General features: G+C 58.4%; 19 protein-coding genes. 5 read left to right on the top strand and 14 right to left on the bottom strand.

Annotation, left to right across the window (positions count from 1 at the left end; all coding sequences use genetic code 11):
• Positions 1–7: 7 nt before the first annotated feature.
• A complete protein-coding gene (locus D8U73_RS14320; RefSeq protein ID WP_130904839.1) occupies positions 8–2380 on the top strand; it encodes a phosphoketolase family protein in 2373 nt (790 codons plus the stop codon).
• A gap of 6 nt (positions 2381–2386) precedes the next feature.
• Here D8U73_RS14320 and ftsH read toward each other — a convergent pair whose 3' ends face one another.
• The 3 genes from ftsH to D8U73_RS14305 form a co-directional block, all read right to left on the bottom strand.
• A complete protein-coding gene (gene ftsH, locus D8U73_RS14315) occupies positions 2387–4264 on the bottom strand; it encodes an ATP-dependent zinc metalloprotease FtsH (protein WP_130904838.1) in 1878 nt (625 codons plus the stop codon).
• An 86-nt stretch (positions 4265–4350) separates the two neighbouring features.
• Positions 4351–4998: a BON domain-containing protein gene (locus D8U73_RS14310; RefSeq protein WP_056855587.1), complete on the bottom strand. Its 648-nt coding sequence runs from the start codon at positions 4996–4998 to the stop codon at positions 4351–4353.
• Positions 4999–5334: 336 nt separating this feature from the next.
• A complete protein-coding gene (locus tag D8U73_RS14305) occupies positions 5335–5877 on the bottom strand; it encodes an Hsp20/alpha crystallin family protein (protein ID WP_056855336.1) in 543 nt (180 codons plus the stop codon).
• 416 nt (positions 5878–6293) lie between these two features.
• Here D8U73_RS14305 and D8U73_RS14300 point away from each other — a divergent pair, with 416 nt between their 5' ends.
• Complete coding sequence (locus D8U73_RS14300; protein WP_130904837.1) at positions 6294–8486, top strand: heavy metal translocating P-type ATPase; 2193 nt, start codon at positions 6294–6296, stop codon at positions 8484–8486.
• A 202-nt stretch (positions 8487–8688) separates the two neighbouring features.
• Here D8U73_RS14300 and D8U73_RS14295 read toward each other — a convergent pair whose 3' ends face one another.
• The 9 genes from D8U73_RS14295 to D8U73_RS29675 form a co-directional block, all read right to left on the bottom strand.
• A complete protein-coding gene (locus tag D8U73_RS14295; protein ID WP_130904836.1) occupies positions 8689–9042 on the bottom strand; it encodes a hypothetical protein in 354 nt (117 codons plus the stop codon).
• A 110-nt stretch (positions 9043–9152) separates the two neighbouring features.
• Positions 9153–10007, bottom strand: a complete 855-nt coding sequence (locus D8U73_RS14290; RefSeq protein WP_241668520.1) for a site-specific integrase — start codon at positions 10005–10007, stop codon at positions 9153–9155.
• A gap of 16 nt (positions 10008–10023) precedes the next feature.
• Positions 10024–10404 (bottom strand): hypothetical protein, encoded by a 381-nt coding sequence (locus D8U73_RS29505; RefSeq protein WP_241668519.1) that lies wholly within the window; start codon positions 10402–10404, stop codon positions 10024–10026.
• Positions 10405–11204: 800 nt separating this feature from the next.
• Complete coding sequence (locus D8U73_RS14285) at positions 11205–12221, bottom strand: succinylglutamate desuccinylase/aspartoacylase family protein (protein WP_130904835.1); 1017 nt, start codon at positions 12219–12221, stop codon at positions 11205–11207.
• A gap of 14 nt (positions 12222–12235) precedes the next feature.
• Positions 12236–13201, bottom strand: a complete 966-nt coding sequence (locus D8U73_RS14280; RefSeq protein ID WP_130904834.1) for a DMT family transporter — start codon at positions 13199–13201, stop codon at positions 12236–12238.
• Positions 13201–13899: an ABC transporter permease subunit gene (locus D8U73_RS14275; RefSeq protein ID WP_056855323.1), complete on the bottom strand. Its 699-nt coding sequence runs from the start codon at positions 13897–13899 to the stop codon at positions 13201–13203. Before D8U73_RS14275 ends, D8U73_RS14280 begins: the two co-directional genes overlap by 1 nt.
• Positions 13900–13917: 18 nt before the next feature.
• Complete coding sequence (locus tag D8U73_RS14270) at positions 13918–14631, bottom strand: ABC transporter permease subunit (protein ID WP_056855322.1); 714 nt, start codon at positions 14629–14631, stop codon at positions 13918–13920.
• Positions 14632–14774: 143 nt separating this feature from the next.
• The gene (locus D8U73_RS14265; RefSeq protein ID WP_130904833.1) at positions 14775–15557 is read right to left on the bottom strand and encodes a transporter substrate-binding domain-containing protein; all 783 of its coding nucleotides are present in this window, start codon (positions 15555–15557) and stop codon (positions 14775–14777) included.
• Positions 15558–15584: 27 nt separating this feature from the next.
• A complete protein-coding gene (locus tag D8U73_RS29675) occupies positions 15585–17588 on the bottom strand; it encodes an aminotransferase class I/II-fold pyridoxal phosphate-dependent enzyme (RefSeq protein ID WP_130904832.1) in 2004 nt (667 codons plus the stop codon).
• 238 nt (positions 17589–17826) lie between these two features.
• Between D8U73_RS29675 and D8U73_RS14255 the strand changes: the two genes are divergently transcribed.
• From D8U73_RS14255 to D8U73_RS14245, 3 genes are read left to right on the top strand one after another with little or no spacing between them, the layout of a single operon-like run.
• Positions 17827–19365 carry a TolC family protein gene (locus tag D8U73_RS14255; protein WP_056855586.1) on the top strand — a complete coding sequence of 513 codons (1539 nt, stop codon included), beginning with the start codon at positions 17827–17829 and terminating at the stop codon, positions 19363–19365.
• A complete protein-coding gene (locus tag D8U73_RS14250) occupies positions 19358–20497 on the top strand; it encodes an HlyD family secretion protein (RefSeq protein ID WP_130904831.1) in 1140 nt (379 codons plus the stop codon). Before D8U73_RS14255 ends, D8U73_RS14250 begins: the two co-directional genes overlap by 8 nt.
• Positions 20487–21530 (top strand): DUF2955 domain-containing protein, encoded by a 1044-nt coding sequence (locus tag D8U73_RS14245; RefSeq protein ID WP_130904830.1) that lies wholly within the window; start codon positions 20487–20489, stop codon positions 21528–21530. The genes D8U73_RS14250 and D8U73_RS14245 overlap by 11 nt, the downstream gene beginning before the upstream one ends.
• 13 nt (positions 21531–21543) lie before the next feature.
• On the opposite strand, the gene D8U73_RS14240 is transcribed toward D8U73_RS14245, so the two are convergent.
• Positions 21544–21999: a YMGG-like glycine zipper-containing protein gene (locus tag D8U73_RS14240; RefSeq protein ID WP_056855317.1), complete on the bottom strand. Its 456-nt coding sequence runs from the start codon at positions 21997–21999 to the stop codon at positions 21544–21546.
• A 106-nt stretch (positions 22000–22105) separates the two neighbouring features.
• Positions 22106–22813, bottom strand: coding sequence for an NAD(P)H-dependent oxidoreductase (locus D8U73_RS14235; RefSeq protein WP_130904829.1), 708 nt, complete (start codon positions 22811–22813; stop codon positions 22106–22108).
• Between the last annotated feature and the right edge of the window lie 3 nt (positions 22814–22816).

Here is a 22816-nt window from a genome sequence, read left to right as displayed (position 1 = left end):
GAAGTTCATGAGCGATTTCCTGAATGCTGAGCAACTGAAGGGATTGGATGCTTATTGGCGGGCATCCAATTATCTGGCCGTCGGTCAGATTTACCTCAGAGGCAACCCGCTACTCAAACACCCCCTGACCCTGGCGCACATCAAGCCGCGTCTGCTGGGTCATTGGGGGACGACGCCGGGGCTCAACCTGATCTATACCCATCTCAATCATGTGATCAACCAGTACGACCTGAACATGCTGTTCATCGCCGGCCCCGGCCATGGTGGACCAGCGGTGGTCGCTCAGACGTACTTGGAGGGCACCTACACCGAATTTTGCCCCGCCGTGGAATGTAATGAAAACGGCCTGCTTCGCCTGTTTCGCCAGTTCTCCTGGCCTTACGGCATCTCCAGCCATGTCTCGGCACAGATACCGGGATCCATCCACGAAGGTGGCGAACTGGGCTATAGCCTGGCACACGCCTACGGCGCGGCGTTTGACAATCCGGATCTGATTGTCGCTTGTGTCATCGGTGACGGCGAAGCTGAAACCGGGACACTGGCGGCCAGTTGGCACTCCAACAAGTTTCTCAATCCGGCGCGCGATGGCGCGGTATTGCCCATCCTGCACCTCAATGGCTACAAAATCGCCAATCCCACCGTACTGTCCAGAATCAGTGAGGATGAGCTTTCGGCCCTGTTGTATGGCTATGGCTACGATCCGTACTTCGTGGAAGGTGATGAACCCATGCAGGTGCATCAGGCGCTGGCGCAAACACTGGACACGATGATTCTGAAAATTCGTGACATTCAGCTTGAGGCGCGTCGGCCGGGCCGATCCACACCGCCGCAACGGCCACTGTGGCCAATGCTGGTCTTGCGTACACCCAAAGGCTGGACCGGTCCGAAATTCGTCGATGGTCAGCGCGTCGAAGGTACGTGCCGCGCACATCAAGTGCCATTGGCCGACTTTAAGCAGCCGTTACATCTGCGCCAACTGGAGGAATGGCTCAACAGCTACCGGCCGGATGAGCTGTTTGATGAAAACGGTGCGTTGTTGCCTGAGATTACGGCACTGGCACCGACCGGACACCGGCGAATGAGCGCCAACCCCCATGCCAATGGCGGTGTGTTGCTGCGCCCCCTGGATGTGCCGCGATTCAGCGATTATGCCGTGAAGTTTGAAACACCTGGCAGCCTGCGCGTGGAGGCGACACGGGTGATGGGTACGTTTTTGCGCGATGTGATGAAAAACAACCTGACCGCCGGCAATTTTCGCCTGTTCGGCCCGGATGAAACCGCCTCGAACCGGCTCGATGCGGTGTATGAGGTCAGCGCCAAGGCGTGGATGGAGCCACTGGAACCGGACGACCTCAATATGGCCGCCGATGGTCGCGTGATGGAGATTCTCAGTGAGCAGGTCTGCGAGGGCTGGCTCGAGGGTTATCTGCTGACCGGACGTCATGGTCTGTTGTCCTGTTACGAAGCCTTTATCCATATCGTCGATTCGATGGTCAACCAGCATGCCAAATGGCTGAAGACCGCCGCCGACGTGCCATGGCGTCAACCCATTGCTTCGCTTAATTTTTTGCTGACATCCCACGTCTGGCGTCAGGACCACAACGGCTTTTCACATCAAGACCCGGGATTCATTGACCTGGTAGCCAATAAAAAGTCGGACATAGCGCGGATTTATTTGCCCCCCGATGCCAATTGCCTGCTGTCAGTGACGGACCACTGCCTCAGAAGCCGCGATTACATCAACGTCATTGTCGCGGGCAAACAGCTGGAATGGCAGTGGCTGGATATCGATGCAGCCACTGCGCATTGCCAGAAGGGTATCGGTCGGTGGGACTGGGCGTGCCGCAATGATGAGGATCCCGACGTGGTGATGGCCTGCGCCGGTGATGTGCCGACCCTGGAAACGCTAGCCGCTGTCACCTTGTTGCGGGAGTACGTGCCGGATTTGCGGGTGAGGGTGGTCAACGTTGTGGATCTGATGGTGCTGCAGCCGTCGTACCAGCATCCCCATGGCCTGCCGGACAGCGAGTTCGATGAATTATTTACGCGGGACAAACCGGTGATTTTTGCTTTCCACGGCTACCCGGCGTTGATTCACCGTTTGATCTACAAACGCACGAACCATGAGAATTTCCATGTGCGAGGCTTCAAGGAGGAGGGCGCCACGACCACCCCCTTCGACATGGCGGTGATCAACAATCTGGACCGTTATCAGCTGGCACTGGACGTCATTGAGCGTGTGCCTCGTCTGCAGGATCACATGCTGCTCGCCAGGGCGCGATATTGGTCGACGATGGAGCGGCACAAGCTTTATCTGATCGAGCATGGGCAGGACATGCCCGAGGTCTTGAACTGGCAATGGACGCAAGTGGAATGTTGACCGTCGTCAGTGACGCCGCTGCGTATTGAAATCGAGAGTGTCTACACACGTCGTCAGGACCGGGGCACGATTCACCGTGGCGGCTTTGAACGGCAGGATCGGTGGAAACTCTTCAGGCGTGAGCGTTTCTTTCTCCAGTAGCAGAAGTGCACCAGCGTCCAGATCTGCCCGACGACCTTCGAGCAAGGCCGTTGCCCGATGGTAGCCTTCGTCGAGCAGGGCACGAATCTCCAGGTCGACCTCCCTGGCTGTTTGTTCCGAATAATCTTTATCCATGGCGCTCGGCATGTGTTCGCCAAGAAAGGACGCGCTTTGCCGCTCCAGCACCGACTGGCCGAGCGTGGCACTCATGCCAAACCGGGTTATCAGCTGTCGGGCGATATCAGTGGCCCGCGCCAAGTCATCAGCCGCCCCGGTGGATATCTGACCAAACACGAGGTGTTCGGCGGCGCGTCCTGCCATGAGAACGACAATCCTGTCCTTGAGCATTTGGCAACTGATGAGGAAGCGGTCTTCGGTCGGTCGCTGCAGCGTATAGCCCAGTGAACCCACAGCGCGGGGCACGATTGAGACCTTATGGACCGGGTCCATGGCTGGCAGGCCGCTCGCCGCCAGGGCGTGCCCCATCTCATGAAACGCCACCACTCGACGTTCATCGGGGCGCAGCACGCTGCTTTTGCGTTCAACCCCGGCAACGATACGCTCTACGGCAGCCGTGAAGTCGTCCAGGTTGACCGCATCAGCACCGCGACGTGTCGCCACGATGGCGGCTTCATTGACCAGGTTGGCCAGATCGGCGCCGGTAAAACCCGTGGTGATGTCAGCAATGCGGTCGTTGTCGAGGTCCGGCGAGACCGTTATTTTTTGCAGATGGACCTTGAGTATTGCCTGACGACCTTTTCGGTCCGGGCGGTCGATCAGCACCTGGCGGTCGATTCGTCCAGCACGCAGCAGTGCCGGGTCCAGAATCTCCGGTCGATTGGTCGCGGCCAGCAATACAACGCCCTCACGAGGGTCGAATCCATCGAGTTCGGACAGTAACTGATTGAGCGTTTGTTCTTTTTCGTCATTGCCACCAAAGGCACCGACGCCCCTCATCTTTCCCAGCGCATCCAGTTCATCGATGAAGATGATGCAGGGGGCGGCCTGACGTGCCTGTTCGAACAGATCGTGGACTCGAGCGGCCCCCACCCCAACGAACATTTCGACAAACTCAGATCCCGAGATCGAAAAAAACGGTACGCCGGCTTCACCGGCAATAGCTTTAGCCACCAAGGTTTTTCCGGTTCTGGGCGGCCCAACCAGCAGTGTGCCTTTAGGGATGTGCGCTCCCAGGCGCGCATATTTTGTCTTGTCTTTGAGGAACGAGACGATTTCCACCAACTCAGCCTTGGCTTCATCGATACCCGCCACATCGGCAAACGTGATGCCGGTATCGCGCTGGACGAATACCTTGGCCCTGGACTTTCCGATGCTCATCAGGCCACCGAAGCCTTGTTTTTCTGCCAGACCGCGGAACAGGAAATGCCAGATCACCATGATCAAAACGAAAGGCAGCAGCCATCCGAGTAATCCGATCAGGTGCGTATTTTCCTGTACGCCGGTAAACCCGACCCCCGAATGGGCGAGATCCGCCGCGAGTGCCGGATCTACTCGGACGGTTGAGAATTGAGTATGCCCATCAATGGGTACCTGCAGTTTGCCGCTGATCCTTTGCTGTTCCACTCGCAAATCGCTGATCTTTTGCTCGTTCAGCAGTTGCAAAAAGTCGCTGTATGGGATGGGCTGAACGACATGGCGTTCAACAAAAAGAAACTGCAGCAGACCAAACACGATGAAGGCGATCGCAAAGTAAGACAGGTTCCATTGTTGATTTTTCTTCATGGCCTTGGCTCGCGGAAAAGGCAGTGTGGAAGGGCACCCAGTGTCAGAAAAGCCCGGAGGAAACTGGATCTCTCCGGGCCATTGGTTCAAGCGATAAGCAAATGATCTTCCACCTTGTTTACGCCGGGTACCGACCAGGCGGCACGCTCCGCGATTTGACGCTCACGCCACAGATGCACCTTGCCTTCGAGTTTGACTACATTGCCTTCAACCTTGATATGAATCCCCTTGGCGTCAACTTCGGCATTGCGCTTGAGCGCTTCTTCGATGCGTTTTTGAATATCGCCCACGTCAACCCGGGGACGAAGCGTGAGACGGTTGTCCACGCCCACCACACCGGACAGTTTGCGCACGGCCCGCTCCACGATTTCCTTCTGGTACTGCCAGTCGACCTGACCTTCCAGGCTGACCCAGCCGTTTTCCACAATGACCTTGACGGCGCCCACGGGAAGATCGGAACTCCAGTCGATGATGTTCAGCGCACGATTGGCGATGGTGTCGTCCGCCGTGCCGGCTCCCTTGTCCAGTCGTACCTGAATTTCTTCGGCCAGTGCACGCACGCCTGTAACCGCCTTGACTGCTCGCTCGGCGCTGACTTTCTGAGCGTAGTTGGTGACGTGGCCGGTCAGGGTGACCACACCTTTGTCTACGGCGACGCCAATGTGGGCGGCATCAATGTCGGGCTGGAATTCGAGCTCTTCCAGAATGGTTTTTCGCAGGCTCAAGTCGTTCATGACGATGTCCTCGGTTGAAGGGCGGTATTTGCCCATTTCCCTTTTTTACGCCTGGGCACCGTCGGGGTATTGAGTTAAATCAATAAGGTGCCAACGTACGTGCCAGTCGGAAGAAGTAAGACGTTTCGCGGGTTTTGAGTCCATGCGCCTCTGCAAATCTTATCCCCGCCTATCGTATGTCCTGCGCCGACGTAACTGCTTGAATAGAGTTTGACGTGCAAGTGTTTACGAGTAGCGACAGCGTCTGATTCAGCGGTATCGAACAGCCTTGATACCGATGATGTTAACAATATAAATCCCCCGGTCAGTGTACCTGCCGGGGGCGAGTTGTCTGGTTCAACCGGCTTTGATCGGTACGACTTTGTCCGCTTTCATGGCTTCCGGCTTTTTCGGCAGCGAGAGGCTCAGCACGCCTTTGCTGAAGCTCGCCTCGATCTTATCGGCATCGACGCCTTTGGGAAGGTTGAAAACCCGCTCGAAGGAACCATAGTGACGCTCGCTGAGGTAGTAGCCTTTACGTTTTTCTTCCTTGTCTTCTTTCTTTTCCCCTTTGATGATCAGGCTGCCATTGGACAGTTTGACCTCAATATTTTTCTCATCCATGCCGGGCAGTTCGGCCGTGATTTCGAAACTCTTGTCTTTTTCGGTGATGTCCACGGCAGGCAGACTGTGACCGATGTGTTCTCGCCGCCAGAGCGGATCGACATCAAACAAGCCACGGCCAAAGGGTGACAGGCTTGAATGGTGATTGAAGTCTTCGAACAGGTGATCGACGTGTTGCCGGAGTTGTTCCAGAGGGCGCCAAAGATCAGTGACCACTGAATGCTCACGGGCTTTATCGTCGTGAGTCACGGGCATTTTTTTCGCGGAATTGCTCATGTTTACATTCCTCTTAGATGAAGGTGGCTGCCGGCATCACATCTGTCGATCCACTTTGAAAGAACAGAGCGAAGGCCCAAGGGCTGCACCTTGTAATTGCGTGGTCATGGCACTCTGCGCCTGACGCGAGGTGTGCAGGCATCGAATCTGATGACGCAACGACTGTCTCTAATTTCTCCTGAACGACCCAAGCGTGTTTGATTTAAATCAGAAAGAGGGCACACACCTGTTTTTTCCATATGCCGCCTTCACTCGGCTTGTGTTCAACTTCAATCAATGAGCCCCATCGGACACGTCAGGCATTCCAGACCTAAGCTCTGCAGAGGCGTCGCTGACTTGAGTCGTTGATGTCACCCTCACGTTCAAGCCACCGGCGGTATGTGCAACGCCAATCGTTTTTTCAGGTACTCGCTTCGATGCTCAGTAAATGGCCAGACCCAGCGCTGTTGTTGCTCACCGCCTTGACGTTGCTGGTGGGGGGCGCTGCGCACCTTGGGCAGAAACCTGACTGGGCATCACTATGCTGGGCTGCAGGAAGCGTGGTGATGGCGGTGATCCTGCTCGTCGAGTTTGCCCGGCGACTGGCTCGAGGGGAGGCAGGTGTCGACTTGATCGCATTGCTGTCGATAGTCGCTGCGCTGCTGTTCCAGCAGACATTGGTCGCGGCGGTGATCGCCTTGATGCTGGCATCCGGGCGGACGTTGGAATTTTTCACCACACAGCGCGCCGAACGCGAACTGCGAGCCCTCGTCGACCGCGCGCCACGGACGGCCTGGTTGCAGGAGGAGGGCGGCTTACGCCAGATCCCTGTCGAGCAAATCCAGCCACATCAAACAATTCTGGTACGGCTGGGAGAGGTCGTGCCAGTCGACGGCTGCCTTCTGAGTGCGGCAGCCATACTGGACGAGTCGGCACTGAGCGGGGAGTCGTTACCGGTCACCCATCAGGAGGGAGAGTTACTGCCCAGTGGGGTATCCAATGTGGGTGCACCCTTCCTGCTCGCGGCCACAAGAACGTCAGCGCAAAGCACCTATGCCGGCATTGTCCGGCTGGCCGAGGCCGCGCGCCGTTCGCGTGCTCCTTTTGTGCGATTGGCTGACCGCTATGCGTTGTATTTCATACCGCTGACGTTGCTGATTGCCGCAGTGGCCTGGCAAGTGAGTGGTGATCCCTTGCGAGCATTGGCGGTGCTGGTGGTGGCTACACCTTGCCCGTTGATCCTGGCGGTACCCATTTCCATCATGTCTGGCATTTCGAGGGCGGCACGGCGCGGGATCCTGATCAAGGATGGCGCGACGCTGGAAGCACTGGCCGGGGTAAAACAGGTATTTCTCGACAAGACCGGCACGCTGACCAGCGGCCATGCCCGCCTGCAGTCGATAGAGATCAATGGACTCGGCGATCCGCAACGCCTGCTAGGCCTGGCGGCTTCGCTGGCGCAAGCCTCGACTCATCCCATCTCCCAGGCCATTGTCGAAGCGGCGCATCAGCGCCAATTGCCCCTCTGCGTGCCGCAGGACGTAGAGGAAAACCCGGGCTCGGGGCTTTGTGGGCGCGTCGATGGCGTGCAGGTGCGTTTCGGTACGTTGTCTTTTGCTGATGACGACAACCCTGCAACCGAATGGGCCTCAGCCATGCTGCGCCACATGGATTACCTGGCGTGCAGCGGAAGCTTCATTGACGTGGATGGAAAACTCGCCGGCCTGCTCGTTTTCTCGGACAACGTTCGGCGCGAAACCCCGCAGACTTTGCGTCGACTGCGCAACAGAGGTATCGAAAAGATCGTCATGCTCACCGGCGATCGGCTGGAAACCGCGCAGATGATTGCGCTGTCTGCCGGGATTGATGAACTGCGTGCCGGGTTGACCCCAGAAGAAAAAGTGCGTGCTGTTGAGCAAGGTTGCCTGCGTGCCAGCACGCTGATGGTTGGCGACGGCATCAACGACGCTCCCGCACTGGCAGCGGCCAACGTCGGTGTGGCCATGGGGGCCGGCGGTGCCACTGCTTCTGCGCAAGCCGCTGGAATTGTGCCACTGGTGGACCTCAAGGTTGAGCTCAACGGCCAGTCGCAAAGTAAACAGGGGTTGGGCGACATCATCTTCGGACCGGCGCTGGGCTTTCATCACAGCGAAAAGCTGCACAGCATTGTCGCCCTGGATTTTATTGCGCCATCAGGTGACTACGATCGCGGAGACCTGGCCAATATCGGGCGCAATTATTGGGTGGTTGAACCGGTGGTGGCGGTGTCCTATATCGACCCGAACGGGCTCAACGTCGATGTGAAAACCATGTATGACTTCAACCTGCGCAATAAGGCTACCGACTACCGTTCGGGCCAGGAGCTGCATGCAGATTATGCAGTGGGTTGGGGCTTGGGTAATGGCTGGGTAGTCGGTGTGGGCGGTTACATACTCCAACAGACCACAGACGACCGGCAAGACGGTGATCGTGTCGAAGACAATAAAGGGAGGACGATAGCGATCGGCCCTTCTGTGAAATACACGAGCGAAAAGGGCTGGTTTTTAACAGCCAAGTGGGAGCAGGAGACCCAGGTTCGTAACCGTGCAGAAGGTAATGCGTACAGGGTGAAGCTGACGATCCCTTTTTGATCAGTTCTTAGGTTTTTAAGGACTTTTGACGGCGGGGAGCCCGATACCCACTACAGTTTCGAACTTCAACGTCGGGTGCGCCAGCACTACTCCACCATCGGCCCCGGGTATAAGCGAGACATGGACAAAATTGATTGCCCCAAAATGCAAGGGCCGGGCTGGGGCCGATAACTTCATCAGCTGGATGTTTTGATCCTGCTTGTCAAACTGGAGGCAACAGACACCGGTTTCTATCAACTCCCCAGCGATAGAGCCTGCGGAACCCGATAAGATTATGTCTTGAACGTTTGAATCCATCTAATTGCGCGATTAAATTTTGATGATCCCAAGGAAAGTGACGGGCGAGGTTGGTACCTGATAAATAGGCAAGAGACCTTACAAACATGAACGCTGTCTGGGGAGCATACTTTTCCAGCGCGTATGCCATAAAGCCTTTAGCTATTTCATTAAACTCTGGAGTTAAGTCAAGCTCGGCCCAATCAATTTTCAGTGCGACCCCACCGTCGTACCATGTCCACACATTCAACCGGGTATTTGACATAGCGTGGCTGGTCATTGGTACGTGTTCGAATGGCAACTTGGGCCGGGCCCTGAAACACATAAGCAGCTAAAGAGAAGGCGGGTGAAGGGTGACCTCGACCGGCGGATTTAGACAAGCAAACCTCCTTAATTTTCACGGCGGGTCCAGGCTGCCGAGGCTCGTTCGGCGTTATGACGATTGGCCGACTCTGCTAGATAACGACTCGCATAGCGTCGTGGAATGGTCGAGGCATCGGACCAGCCGCATACCCGCCGGAGTTCATCCGTAGCCCGCTCCAAATCATTACCGCGTGTTTCGACCAGATAGGCCAAGAAACGGTCTGCGAAGGTGTGGCGAAAGTCATGCGCAGAGAGTGTAGGCAACAACCCAGGATGAGCCAGTTCAATGGTCAGAAATAGCCGATCTAGGACGTTAGACAGTGCGCGAATCGACAACGGGCGGCCTCGGTCAGAGATGAACAAATAGCGATACAGCAATTTCATCGATTTTCCATCACGCAATGGGCGACGCTCGCTCTGGATATAGCGCTCGTAGACCTCATACAACTGTGTGGAGATACCTACAGTCCGCCCGTGTGTTTTCAGTGCAGGCTCTTCAGCGTGCGGGTCACTTGGGTCATGTTCGCGGTCATTGATGCTGAGATAAGCATGCTGAGAACCCTGATTGATGTCCGTGGCGTAGAGCTTCAGAAGCTCTACGCGGCGAATACCAGTCTCCAGCAGCAATTTAATCATTAGCCAATTGCGCAACTGCAGTCGTTCCGGAAACGGATTCTCCGCAGCGCCCGGGACAATCAATTTGCGAATGATCTGGAGTTGCGTATCTGTCAGGCTGCGGTAACGAGTGCGGTCGGGACGAACATTGATGATATGGCTCTCAAAGCGCCGCTCAATGACGTCGGCGACATCTGCAAATACAACTTCGATGTGAGCCAGGGTGGTTGAGTTATGACGGGCGCGCGGATGTAACGAGTGACGCACCAGGACAGGAACTGTTTCAGCAACCGCAGGTACTGGTCACGGGTACGCGGATCGATCTGCGGAAAGCTACCGTTTCAGCTTTGCCGATTCGCGCGACCAGATTGTCCGCTTGACGGCCGCTTTGGAGCCAGATGGCGTAGCCGTCTAGTAAAGACAGAATCGCCTCAAACTGGCAGGCCAAGATGGCCTCATCGATATCCAGATCTCGGCTTCTGGCATAGGCATAGAAAGCCTGGATAGCACGTAGGTGCGCTGCGGTAGTGTTAAATGCACGATGCCTGAGCTTGAGCTGGACATAGATGAACGGAACGAGCTTGGGCAACGGCGCCGCATCTCCGGTCTGCACGAGCAGCGGTACACGCTGACCAGAAGCGTAACGGCACTGAATCAGCTTCATCGGCAGCCACCTCATACAATGACGCGCCATGAACACGAAGTACATGGCCCGTTGAGAGAGTGGACGGCAGAACCGGGTTTGTCGAATCAGTGCCTTAAGAGTCTCATGAACATTTCTAACATAGCATCTGGTTTAACATAATATACATTATGCGCAACATGATATTTCAGAAGCAGGCTCGTTGCACAGGGATTTCAACGCTCTAATCGTCCCAAGGAATACTCATCGAATTGCCAGCGTATCAATCAACTGCAGTTGTTCTGAAAATTGCTCTACCAGTTTTTGTTGGCTGACGATTTCCATATCGGCAAAAATCAAGCCCTGGCGAAATGGCTTCGCTGGCCAGACCGAATCCTGATGAGCCCGTCATCAGCCGATGACGCTTTCCAGATTCCGCCAGCTATGTGCATTTGCAAACTCCACCCGGCAACAACGTCGTTGCGTTTTCAATGTGCCGGCTGGGAAAATCAGTGAGTACTCGATGGCGTCACCCAAATGGTAGTAATGCATCACGCCTGACTGGTTGGGGGAAAATGTCCTGTGGGCGAATCTTCAGCCATCCGCAATATCGTGAGCCGTCCCTGTTGGTCGGTATGGCTTGATTGTCGGAGCGAAACGTCGATGGTATTCGCTGCATCTGGCGTAGTGTCAGTTCGAGCGCCACGATCAATTGTCCGGCTGAGTCCGTCGCACACTCCTAACGTTTTTTTGGCTTGTATTTACGTGTTTTCGCCGACAATCGGCGATTAACTCGACTAAACAGGCATTTAGCGTAGTTATAAAATTCATCCCTTCCACGCTCAGTTCGGATCCAGCAACCCGCCGCTCCAGTTGCGTGAAACACAGCTACCGGTGAATTTGGCCACTACCGCGCCTTGCGGGATCAGGCGATCGCGATAACGCGTGACCATGCGCCCGGTTTGTTCGGCCAACAAGACGACTTGCGAAGACGGATCTCCCGGCCGGCGCAGGATTCGCGCAAACCGCTGGCCTTGCTCCACGACATCACCCAGTTCTTTTTCAAAGATCAGTACGCCCGATTGTGGCGCGAGAATGGTCTCCATCTGCGCCATGTCCCTGACCTCAACAGGCCATTCGGCCAGTGCGGTCACTTCGTCGATAATTCCGTAGCCACACAGCCAGGCGTACAGGCCATCGGCGTCTTGCGTGGCGTACCGGTCGTTGACGTCGCCCTGCCCTCGCAGCTCCAGGGTAGCGGCCATACGACCGTGCGTCGTACCTTCGCGCAACCACGGTGCGATGACGGTTTCTTCGAATGAGCCATCGCCGCCATTGTCCCAGATGATTGCCACGTCCATCTTCATCGCTGTCGCCAGTTCGTGACCTCGGGGCCAGAAACTGCGATGCACGTAGAGATAGGGAAGTGCTTCGTCATCGGTATGCAGATCAAGCACCACGTCTGCCGACGCGGCCAGTTCTACCAGTTTCTTTTGCCATTGCTGGACATTCGTAGCCGGTTGTTCCATCGCGGCTGATTGATCGAAGCCCCGGTTGAAATTATGGCCGGTAGCATCGTGAAAGCGCCCCAGAATCCGACCTTGGCGAAACTGGCCGATGCCCAGGGGATTGGCCTGTGGCACCACGGTCACGCTGCCCTTCAGTCGGCTCTCGGCCTCGGCCACTGCAAGTCGTTGCATCAATACGTGCAAGACCAGCATTCCGGCAATTTCATCGGCATGCACCCCAGCCTGCAAGTGCACCTTCGGCCCGGTATTGTCGCCTTCGAAACGCCAGGCACCGACCTGCACCGCGTCACCATTGTTGTTAAGAACGCTGAATGAAACGTCCTGCGCCATGCCCTTCCCCTCTGTCATGAACGTATTTTTTCAGCCTGGTCAACGGGTTCCACATCTGCCGCTGCTGGATAAAGGGGTTGCGACACGGAGCATTCAGCACCGACGACGTCCTGTGAGGGATGCCGGCCGAAAATCATCGCCAGGGTGCCACTGACCGCGATCAAACCGGCGCCGATCATCAACGACACATCCATCAGCGTGCCCCAGATCAGGCTCGACAGCAGGAACGCCCAGATCAATCCCGTGTACTCGAAGGGTGCCAATACCGTCGCGGTGGCGCGCTGGAAACTGGCGAACAGCAGGAACTGGCCGATGCCGCCCAACAGGCCCGCTCCCAGCATGCCTAGCCAGGCCGGGGTCGGCGCTGGCGTATGGGTCCAGGGCAATGCCACCGCCATGCAAATGACGAACACCACGTTGGTGATCAGCATCTGCTCCAGCACCGAGGTCTGGTCATCCACCTGGCGCAGCTGGATATAGGTGAATGCCCAGCACATCGCCGCCAACAGCGTCAGCACAATCGGCAGCGGATCGGCCAGATTGTTGGGGCGACAAGCAATCACCACGCCGACAAAACCGATGAGCAAGGTAAACCACTGCCAACCGCTGACGCGTTCCTTGAGTATCGTAGTCGCCAGCACCGTGACCATGATCGGCGCCGAAAAATACAACGTGGTCATTTCCGCGAGCGTCAGGTCCCGGGCTGCCGTGTAATACAGCAGCCACGCAGCGATCGACAGCAACCCGCGCACGACCAGCAAGCGGCGACTGGACGACTGCCACGCACGGCGCACCAGCGACAAACGCCCGATCAGCAAGCACGCAACCGCAACCACCAAGGCTCGCCAGAACAAAATGCTGACCACCGAATAGTCGGCCACCAGCCACTTGATGCCGGCGTCCTGCAACGACAGGAACGCGTAGCCCAAAGTGCACAGGCCGATGCCTTGCAGCGAGCGGTCAACCAACGGTTTGTTCATCATGCGGACCTGCGTACCGGCGTTCCCCGGCGCTCGAAAAAGGCAAACAAGGCTTCGATCAGGAACGTCAGACAGACGTAGACACCGGCCACCAGCAGCAACGGTTCGTAGACTTGCAGGGTTTGCGCCCGAACCACGTTGGCCGCCCCCAGCAGATCGATGACCGCGATGGTCGAGGCCAGCGCCGTGGACTTGAGCAGCATCACGGTTTCCCCGGCCAGGGTCGGCAACAGCAAACGCAAGGCCCGCGGCAGCCGCACGCGCAACAGTGCCTGGCGAGCCGTCATGCCAAACGCCGAGGCTGCTTCCATCTCACCCTTCGGGACGGCCAACAGACCGCCGCGGATCACTTCGCCGACATAGGCGCCAACCGACACCACCAGGGCAAACACGATGTACCAGTAACCATCGCGCAGGTACGGCCAGAGAAAACTGCCGCGAATCAGCGGGAACTGCGCAAACAGGCTGCCGAGTCCGTAGTAGAAGATGTAAATCTGAATCAGCAGCGGCGTGCCGCGGGTCACGCTGGTGTAAAACAGGCTGACCCTGGCGATCACTGTGTTCTTCGAGATTCGCGCCAGCGCTACCAAAATCGCCAGCAAGAAACCCAGCACACTGGCAATCAACAGAATCATGAGGGTCGTTTGCAGCCCCCTGATCAACAGCGATGCGTATTCAACTGTCCACGCTGGAATCATTTCATTTACTCAGCCGGTTTAGTCAACAAGAGGCATCCAGCGACGAATACGCCGCTCCAACCGTCCCGACAGGTAGTTCGACACCAGCGTCACCGCGTAATACAACGCCGCGGCCGTGAGGTAGAACAACAGATAGTGACGCGTCGAACCCGCCGCTTGCTTGGCGGTGTACAGCAACTCGTTGGTGCCGACCACGCTGATCAGGGCGCTGTCCTTGATCAGGTTGATCCACAGGTTGGCCATCCCCGCCATTGCGTAAGGGGCCATGATTGGCAACGTGACACGCCGGAACAGGCCAAAACCGTGCAAGCCGAAGGCTTTGCCTGCTTCGATCTGGCCATAGGGAATCGCCTGGATCGCCGCACGGAAAATCTCCGAGGCGTAGGCACCCTGCACCAGTCCCAGCACCACGATCGCCGCCAACGGGCCGCTGACATTGACCACCTCGTAACCCAGCGAGGTCATCAGCGAGTTGAGCAGCATCGAACCCATGTAGTACAGCAACAGAATCAGCAACAGCTCCGGCACCGCGCGGAACAATGTGGTGTAACCGCGAGCCAGTGCTGCAATCGGTTTCGGCGCACCCAACTTGAGGCAGGCCACCAGCAAGCCGATCCCCAGCCCGAGCACGAATGCTCCGGCCGAGATCTGCAGGGTCATCCAGAGCCCCTTGAGCAGCGCCCCGCCCCACCCTTGCTCGCTGAAATTGATCAAATCGAACATTGCAGGCATTTCAGTCTCCCGTAACAACCGTGAACGCACCGCATAGCCTTTGTGGGAGCTGGCTTGCCAGCGAAGGCGGTACGTCAGGCACACCGCGTCGCGTCAATCGCCGGCAAGCCAGCTCCCACAGGGTTCTATATGCGCCCGGTTGGTCAGAACGTCGGCTTCACGCTTGTACCGAAGTAGCGCTGGGACAAGTCGTCATAGTCCTTGCTCGCCAGCAACTCCTGGATCGCCTTGTCGAGTTTGCTCTTGAGCTCGGTGTCGTCCTTGCGCAGACCGGCGCCCACGCCTTTGCCGAAGATCGGGTCGTATGGCACCGCGCCGAGGTAGGCCAGGTCTTTGGCATCCGGGGTCTTGACGAAAGCAGCCATGGCCGTGCCGTCGGCCATCATCAGGTCGATGCGGCCAGCGAGCAGGTCGGCGTTCACCGAGTCCTGGGTGTCGTAGTACTTCACGTCAGCAATTTTTTCGTAGTAGGTCTTCAGGTAGCTCGCACTGACTGTCGAGTTCTGCACGCCGATGGTTTTTCCTTTGAGGTCATCCGGGTACTTTTTGACGACGGCGTCCTTCGGCCCCACCACCGCGACCACCGAGTCGTAATAGGCTTTGCTGAATGCGATCTGTTTTTCGCGCTCTTCGGTCACCGACATCGAGGAGAAAATCACGTCGATTTTCTTCGCCAACAACGATGGAATGATCCCGTCCCACGCCACTTCCTTGATCTCGCACTCGGCCTTCATTTCGCTGCACAGCTTGTGAATCAAGTCGACCTCAAAACCTTTCCATTCACCGTTGGCCTGTTTTTCGGTGTACGGCGGATAAGGTTCCGCGGCGACTGCAAAGCGAATGGGCTGTGCCTGAGCTGCGCTCATGCCGGCCAGCAATACGCAGGCGGCGCCAGTCAACCAGTGTGCAAAACGTCGATTTCCCATGGTGTTTTCCCGTCTTTTTATGTGGCGTTAGCGAGTTTGATGAGCGTTGACGAACTGCCGGCAACGCTCGCTGCGTGGGTGTACGAACACTTCGTCCGGCGAACCGGTTTCCTCGATCAGGCCTTGATGCAAGAAGGCGACTTTGGAAGAGACATCGCGTGCGAAGGCCATTTCATGGGTCACCAGGATCATGGTCCGGCCTTCTTCGGCGAGGGAGCGGATCACCCGCAGCACTTCCCCGACCAATTCCGGGTCGAGTGCCGAGGTAGGTTCATCGAACAGCATGACCTTGGGCCGCATGGCCAAGGCCCGGGCGATGGCCACCCGTTGTTGCTGTCCCCCGGAAAGGAACGCCGGGTACTCGTTGCGCTTGGCCGCCAGCCCTACGCGTTCGAGCAAGGCTTCGGCGCGTTCGGTGGCCTCCGCTTTGCTTTCGCGCAGGACTTGGGTCGGCGCTTCGATGAGGTTCTCCAGCACCGTACGATGGGGCCAGAGGTTGAAATTCTGGAACACCATGCCCAGGCTGGACCGAATGCGCACCAGTTGCCTGGCGTCGCAAATGAGCGGCGCGCCGGGGCGGGTGTGATTGAGGTGAATGCTTTCGCCGTCCACCAGAATGCGCCCCTGGTCCGGCACTTCGAGCATGTTGATGCAACGCAGCAAGGTACTTTTGCCCGAGCCGCTGGCGCCAATCAGTGAAATCACTTCCCCTTCACGGGCGGTCAGGGACACGCCTTTGAGCACTTCGATATTGCCGAAGCGCTTGTGCAGTTTCTCGACCTCGATCATGGTCCGCGCCGCGACGGGTTCGACCTTTGCCTCGGTCGCGACACACGTGATCACGGGTCGCGGCGCTTCGCCCTTCAATACCAGGACGAAATCCCGAATGCGCTGGCAAGCCTCGGCCAGCCGCTCTTCAGCCAAAGTGAAGGACAGGCGCACAAAGCCTTGGGCCGGTTCGCCGAAAGCCGCCGCGTCCAGCACCGATACCCTCGCCTCCCGCAACAGGCGCCAGGCAAATTCCAGCGAAGTCAGGCCAGTGCCACGCACGTCCACCAGCACGAACATGCCGGCATCGGGTTTGAGCACTGAAATGCCCGGGCAATCGGACAGCCCGTTCACCACCAGATCACGGCGGCGGCGATAGATGTCGCGCATGCCGTGGGTCACTTCAGCGTGGGCCTCGACAGCCTTGAGCGCGGCTTCCATGACGAACCCCGGCAAGCCGTAGAGCATGCTCAGGACCAGGGTTTCGGCATGCGCGATCAGGGCGGGGTCGGCAACGATCCAGCCGATCCGCCAACCGGTCATGGCGTGGGATTTCGACAGGCTGCCAATGACCACGCAACGCTCGGCCATGCCCGGCAGCGCTGCCAGGCTCAGGTGCTCGCGTTCGAAAGCCAGGCTCTCGTAGACCTCATCGACGACCACCCACAGGTCATGAGCGATCGCCAGGTCTGCGATGGCTTGCAGCTCTTCGCGATTGAGCATCACGCCGGTGGGATTGTTGGGGTTGGACAGGAAAATCGCCCGGGTTCGTGGAGTAATGGCTTTTGCCAATACGGCAGCGTCGAGACGGAAATCATCCATCGCCGAGCACGGTACCCGCACCAGGGTGGCGCCAGAAGCCTTGAGCGTAGCTTCGTAGGTCACGTACATCGGATCGAGGGCAATCACTTCGTCCCCCGCACTGAGCAGGCACATCGAGGTGACGAACAAGGCGTTCTGCGCACCGGCCACGGTGATCACATTTGCCGCCTGCAACTGACGCCCGAACAGATTGCCGTAGCGCGCGGCGATGACTTCGCGCAACGCCTGGCGGCCGGCGATTTCGGTGTAGTGGGTATCCCCTTCGCGCAACGCCTGGATGGCGGCATCGGTAATGAAATCGGGGGTTGGGAAATCCGGGTCGCCGACACTGAGAATGATCACATCCTCACCATTGCGGCGGGCTTCGAACGCCGCATTGTGAATATCCCAGGCAGCGACACCTTGACCTGAGATCCGCTCAACAAAAGGTGAAAACCGCATGCCAGTGCCTCGTTCAAATAGAAGAAACGCAAGCCCGCAACCAGCCGGGAAAGAAGGTGGAACGAACATAGACCAGGCTGAACACTCGTTCAACAGAAAAGTCGTGGCGGTTCGCGTTCAGCGTAAACAGGTCGTTTTTGCGACAGTGGTGGCGTTTTTACGCCGCGTGACGTTGAAACACAGCGGCAGGCGCCCGGGCGTCTATGCTGCTGTGATGTTCTTGGTCGGAAAACGCGTAATGCATTCAGGTACCCTCCAGCTGCTGCTGTCTGCCGTGCTTGTCCTTGGCGGTTGCGTGCGGTTGGGGCCGGACTTTCAATCGCCCGGCGAAACGTGGATCGATCACTGGAACACCCCGGCCCTTGAGCACGCCAGCCAACGTGCAGTGAATCCGGACATCCGCCAGTGGTGGCAAGTGTTCGCCGACCCGGCGCTGGACCAGTTGATTGCCGAATCCGATGCGCACAACGCCAGCCTGAAGATCGCCGGGTTGCGCGTCATGGAAGCTCGCGCACAATTGGGCATTGCCCAAAGCGGTCTCTATCCGCAACTGCAGCAGGTCAGCGTTGACAGCCTTTACGTCAACCGGCGGCAGTCCGGCGGCAATAACCCTGTCGACAGCCATTTCTGGCAGCACAGCGCCGGCTTCGATGTGGGCTGGGAATTGGATTTCTGGGGCCGTTTCAGCCGCGCCATCGAGTCTTCCGATGCCAGTTACTTCGCTGCCGAAGCCAATTATGAAGATGCGCTGGTATTGCTCCGGGCTCAGGTTGCCGATACCTATTTTTCCCTGCGCACTACCGAAGCGCGTTTGCGTGTGGCTCGGGAAAACGCCCGCCAGCAACAGCGCAATTACGAGATCACGGAAAAACTGTTCATGAGTGGCCAGACGGCTGAACTCGACTTGCAACAAGCCAAGACCCAATACCTGGGCACCTTGAGCACAATCCCCGTTCTTGAGGATCAGATCGGTCGAATCCGCAATGCCCTGGCGGTGTTGATTGGTCGTCCACCCGGGGCGCTGCCGCTGATGGCCGAGAACACTGGGTTGATTCCGTTGGTGGACCGTGCGGTGCTGCAGGACGTCCCGGCCAATCTGCTGCTGCGTCGCCCGGACATACGCGCCGCAGAACTGAATGTCGCCGCCCAATCGGCATTGATCGGCGTGGCCGAAACCGATTTCTACCCGTCGTTGACGTTGCTGGGCAGTATCGTCTGGTCTGCCGATACCTTGAGCGGGACATCCCGCAGTCTCGACCTGATTGGCGGCCCAAGCCTGCGTTGGAACGTGTTCGACTATGGCCGTATCAGCAACAACGTGCGCGTGCAGGATGCGCGGTTGCAGCAATTGATCGAGGCCTACCGCGACAAAGTCCGCCAGGCCGCGCGCGAGGCCGATGATGCGGCCAATGGACTGGTTCGCGCATTGCAGCGCGAACGCATCCTGCGTGAGGCCGAAGGCGCGGCCAAACGTTCATTGGAGCTGGCCAACGCGCTGTATCGCGAAGGCTATTCGGACTTCCAGCGCGTACTCGATGCACAGCGCGCACTGCTCGAACTCCAGGACAGTTACCTGCTCAGTCGCGGCGATGCCGTGAGCAACGTGATTGCCCTGTACAAGGCACTCGGCGGCGGTTGGTACAGCGCCCAAGCCAGAGTCGACTCCACGACGCGCAAGCAGATGGAGCAACGCACGGACTGGGGCGACTTGCTGACTGATCCCTCTGCCGACCTTCCCGTATCCCCTTTGCCCGACCAGGTGAAAAACCATGAGTGAAGCCGCGCCCGTGACGCCCGACGCGCCCTCCCCGCCGCCCGCCGAACCGGCTGCCGACCCGACTGGCAAAGGCATCAAGTGGGTTTTGTTGCTGATCGTCCTGAGCCTTGCGTGGTACCTGCTGGCAGACCGATTCACGCCCTATACGCAACAGGCACGGGTCGGTGCGTTCGTGATTCCGGTGGCGGCGGAAGTCGCGGGGCGGGTAACCCGCGTCAATGTGCGCAACAACCAGGACGTCAAGGCCGGGGAAGTGATTTTCGAGATCGATCCGCAGCCGTATCAGATTGCCGTCGACCGTGCCCGCGCCGACCTCGAATCCACCCGCCGGCAGATCGGCGCCAGTACCGCCGGCATTGCTTCGGCCCAGGCCAGCTTGCGTGCGGCGCAAGCCAACGAGCTCAAGGCGCGCCAGGACAATCAGCGCTTGGAAGGGTTGTATCGAGAGGACCCGGGAACCATTTCCGTGCGTTTGCTGGAAGTTTCCCGCGCCAACCGCGAAGCGGCGGTCAGCCAGGTGGCCGCCGCCCGCGCCGAGGTCCAGCGCGCCCGTGAAACGGAGGGTGGCAGCGCGGAAGACAACGCCCTGCTGCGTAGCGCCGCGACGGCATTGTCAAAAGCTGAACTGGATCTTTCCAACACGCAGATCCGCGCCCGTTCGGCCGGTTTGATCACTGACCTGCGCACCGATGTCGGCCAATTCGCCGCAGCCGGCAACCCGGTCATGACCCTGATAGCCATCCACGATGTATGGATCAGCGCCGACATGACTGAAAACAACCTCGGTCTGGTCAAGCCCGAAAACCCGGTGTCGATTGTGCTCGATGCCCTGCCCGGTGAAGTGTTCGAGGGGCGCATACGCAGCATCGGTTACGGCGTCAGCGTTGGCCAACCCGCCGCGCCCGGCAGCCTGCCGACCGTGCAGAACAGCCGCGACTGGCTGCGTCCCGCGCAACGCTTCCCGGTGATCATCGAGTTTTCCCCTGACGCCCTGGCGAAGCTGCGTGACAACCGCGGCATCCGCGCTGGCGGCCAGGCGGAAGTCATGGCTTTTCCCTCTGAAGATAATCTGCTGAACCCGCTGGGTCGGGTGTTCCTGCGGCTGATGAGTTGGCTGTCGTATGTTTACTAGCGCACAGCGCACGCCCAGGGCTCAGCGTGCATTGCGCCTGGCCACTGGCACGTCGGTATGCCTGGCCGCCAGTTTTGGCCTGGCACTGCCGATCCCTTTTTTAGCCCCGGTGCTCTGTGCACTGCTGCTCGCTTCCGCCAATCGGCCGCTACCGTTCAAGACAGCAGTGGTATTGGCGCTGGCTGCAATGCTGACCACCGGCACCGGCCTGTTGTTGATCCCGGTACTGCGTTACTACCCCAACACCGGGGTGCTGTTGATCGGCCTGTGCCTGTTCCTGGTTTTTCGCTTCGGCTTGCGGGGCGGCAATAACCTGATCGTCACGTTTCTGGTGATTTGCCTGACCCTGATTTCCTCGGCGGGTGTTGCCGATTTTGGCCTGGCAGTCATGGTCATCACGGCCATGGTCTCGGGACTGCTTCTGGCAGTGATCGTCGGCATGTTCAGTCACTGGCTGTTCCCCGAACCGGTCAACGCACCGGCTCAGCCCCCTTCCCCAACCCTCCCGACGAGCGAAGTGGACCGAATCGCCTTGCGCGCCACCTTGATCGTGGTTCCGGCATTCCTGCTCGCTTTGATTGATCCGGCAAGTTACCTGCCCATCGTCCTCAAGGCGGTCAACCTGGGGCAACAGAGTTCGACGACCTCGGCGCGAAACGCCGCACGCGAGCTGATCGGATCGACCCTGCTCGGGGGGCTGTTGGCCGTGATGTTCTGGTGGGCGCTCAGCCTGTTCGCCCACTTGTGGATGTTCTTCTTGTGGATGCTGTTGTTCGCCCTGATCGTCGCGCGCAAGCTCTACGGGTTGAAATCGGGCCGCTTTAGCCCGGGATTCTGGCTCAACAGCCTGCTGACCCTGATCATCCTGCTGGGCCAATCTGTTCAGGACAGTGCAGAAGGCAAGGACGTACAGACCGCATTTGCCGTGCGCATGGCGCTGTTCATCGGCGTAACGCTGTATGCGTGCTTGATGGTTCATTTACTTGAACAGCGGCAAAAACCAACCCGAGCGGATGCCGCCACTGCTCCATAGCAACCGGCGATTCTCAGGGATTGACTTGATAACCCTTGCCTTGCAGGCAACTGGTATAAGCCGTCGCCGTGTTCGCGGTGTTGGTCTTCTCCTGCGCGCGTCGCTCCTGACGCTGGCGCGAGCCACCGACCACGGCACCGGCCGCTGCGGTTTCCTTGGCGCGGTTCTGGCGGTAATCCTGTTTGGTGTCGTCGTCGACGCGATCATAAAACTCGTCGTGCTGCCGCCCGCGCACCTGCGCACCCGCAGCCCCGGCAGCCGCACCGGCCACGGCGCCCTTGACCCGACCTCCGGAGGGCGTCGATGAGGTCGACGCCGTCTGGCTGGCGGCAATGTTATTGCACTCGGTGATATCCATTTGAGTCTGCTGCGAACTCTGGCCTTTCAACGGCGTCACCGTCTGCGCCCATCCCTGGACACTGAAAAAACACAAGGCAACGCACAGGCCGATCGGTGACAAGCGTTTCATGTTGACCTCCGACAGGAGTCGGGCTGGGTGAAGTAGAAACAGTGTAGTTCACCCCCCGGCCCGCTCCTGCCCCGGACGTTGAACGGTCAGCGAGGCATCGACGGATTCAGTTGCTCGTCAACGGATAGAGCCGTTCGTCAAACTGCGCCAGTTTCGGAAACACCAGCGGCTGCTCATCATTCAAATGCTGCAACCTCTGCCCGTAATCAGCCAGAAACTGCTGGCGAGCCTCTTCGCTGATATACGGCACATGCCACGCCACGAACGGCTGCAGCACATCGAAACCCACATAAGCCAGGGTGCCGCGCAGGATCGGCCGCAACATGTCCTCCAGCGGTCCGTGAATGGCGCCATCACCGAACATGTGTTCACGCCCGCCAAGGGTCACCGCCACCAGCGCTTTCTTGCCTGCCAAACCACCCTGATCGTAGAAACGCTTGCCGCCGTAACAAATGCCCGACACCAGCACCCGGTCGATCCAGCCTTTGAGCATGGCCGGGGCGGAGAACCAGAAGATCGGGAAGTTGAGGATCAGCAGGTCGGCCCACAGCAGTTTGTCCAGCTCGGCCTGGATGTCCGGCGCCAGGGACTGGCTTTTCACGCCCAGGCGTTGTTCCAGGGCGTAGACCAGGTATTGCGGGTTTTCCCGCGACGAGAAGTCAGCGTCGCTGGCCACTGGGTTCCAGTTCATTTTGTACAGGTCGCTGACCTGCACTTCATGGCCCTGGGCTTCGAGGGTGGCCAGCGCTTGATCACGCAGGGCGGCGGTGAAGGATTTTGGCTCCGGGTGAGCGTGGACGATCAATACTTTCATGGT

Source organism: Pseudomonas sp. Sample_22 (assembly GCF_004307635.1).
GTDB lineage: Bacteria > Pseudomonadota > Gammaproteobacteria > Pseudomonadales > Pseudomonadaceae > Aquipseudomonas.
The sequence above is the reverse complement of the archived record's forward strand: the minus strand, read 5'-3'. Positions and strand labels throughout refer to the sequence as shown.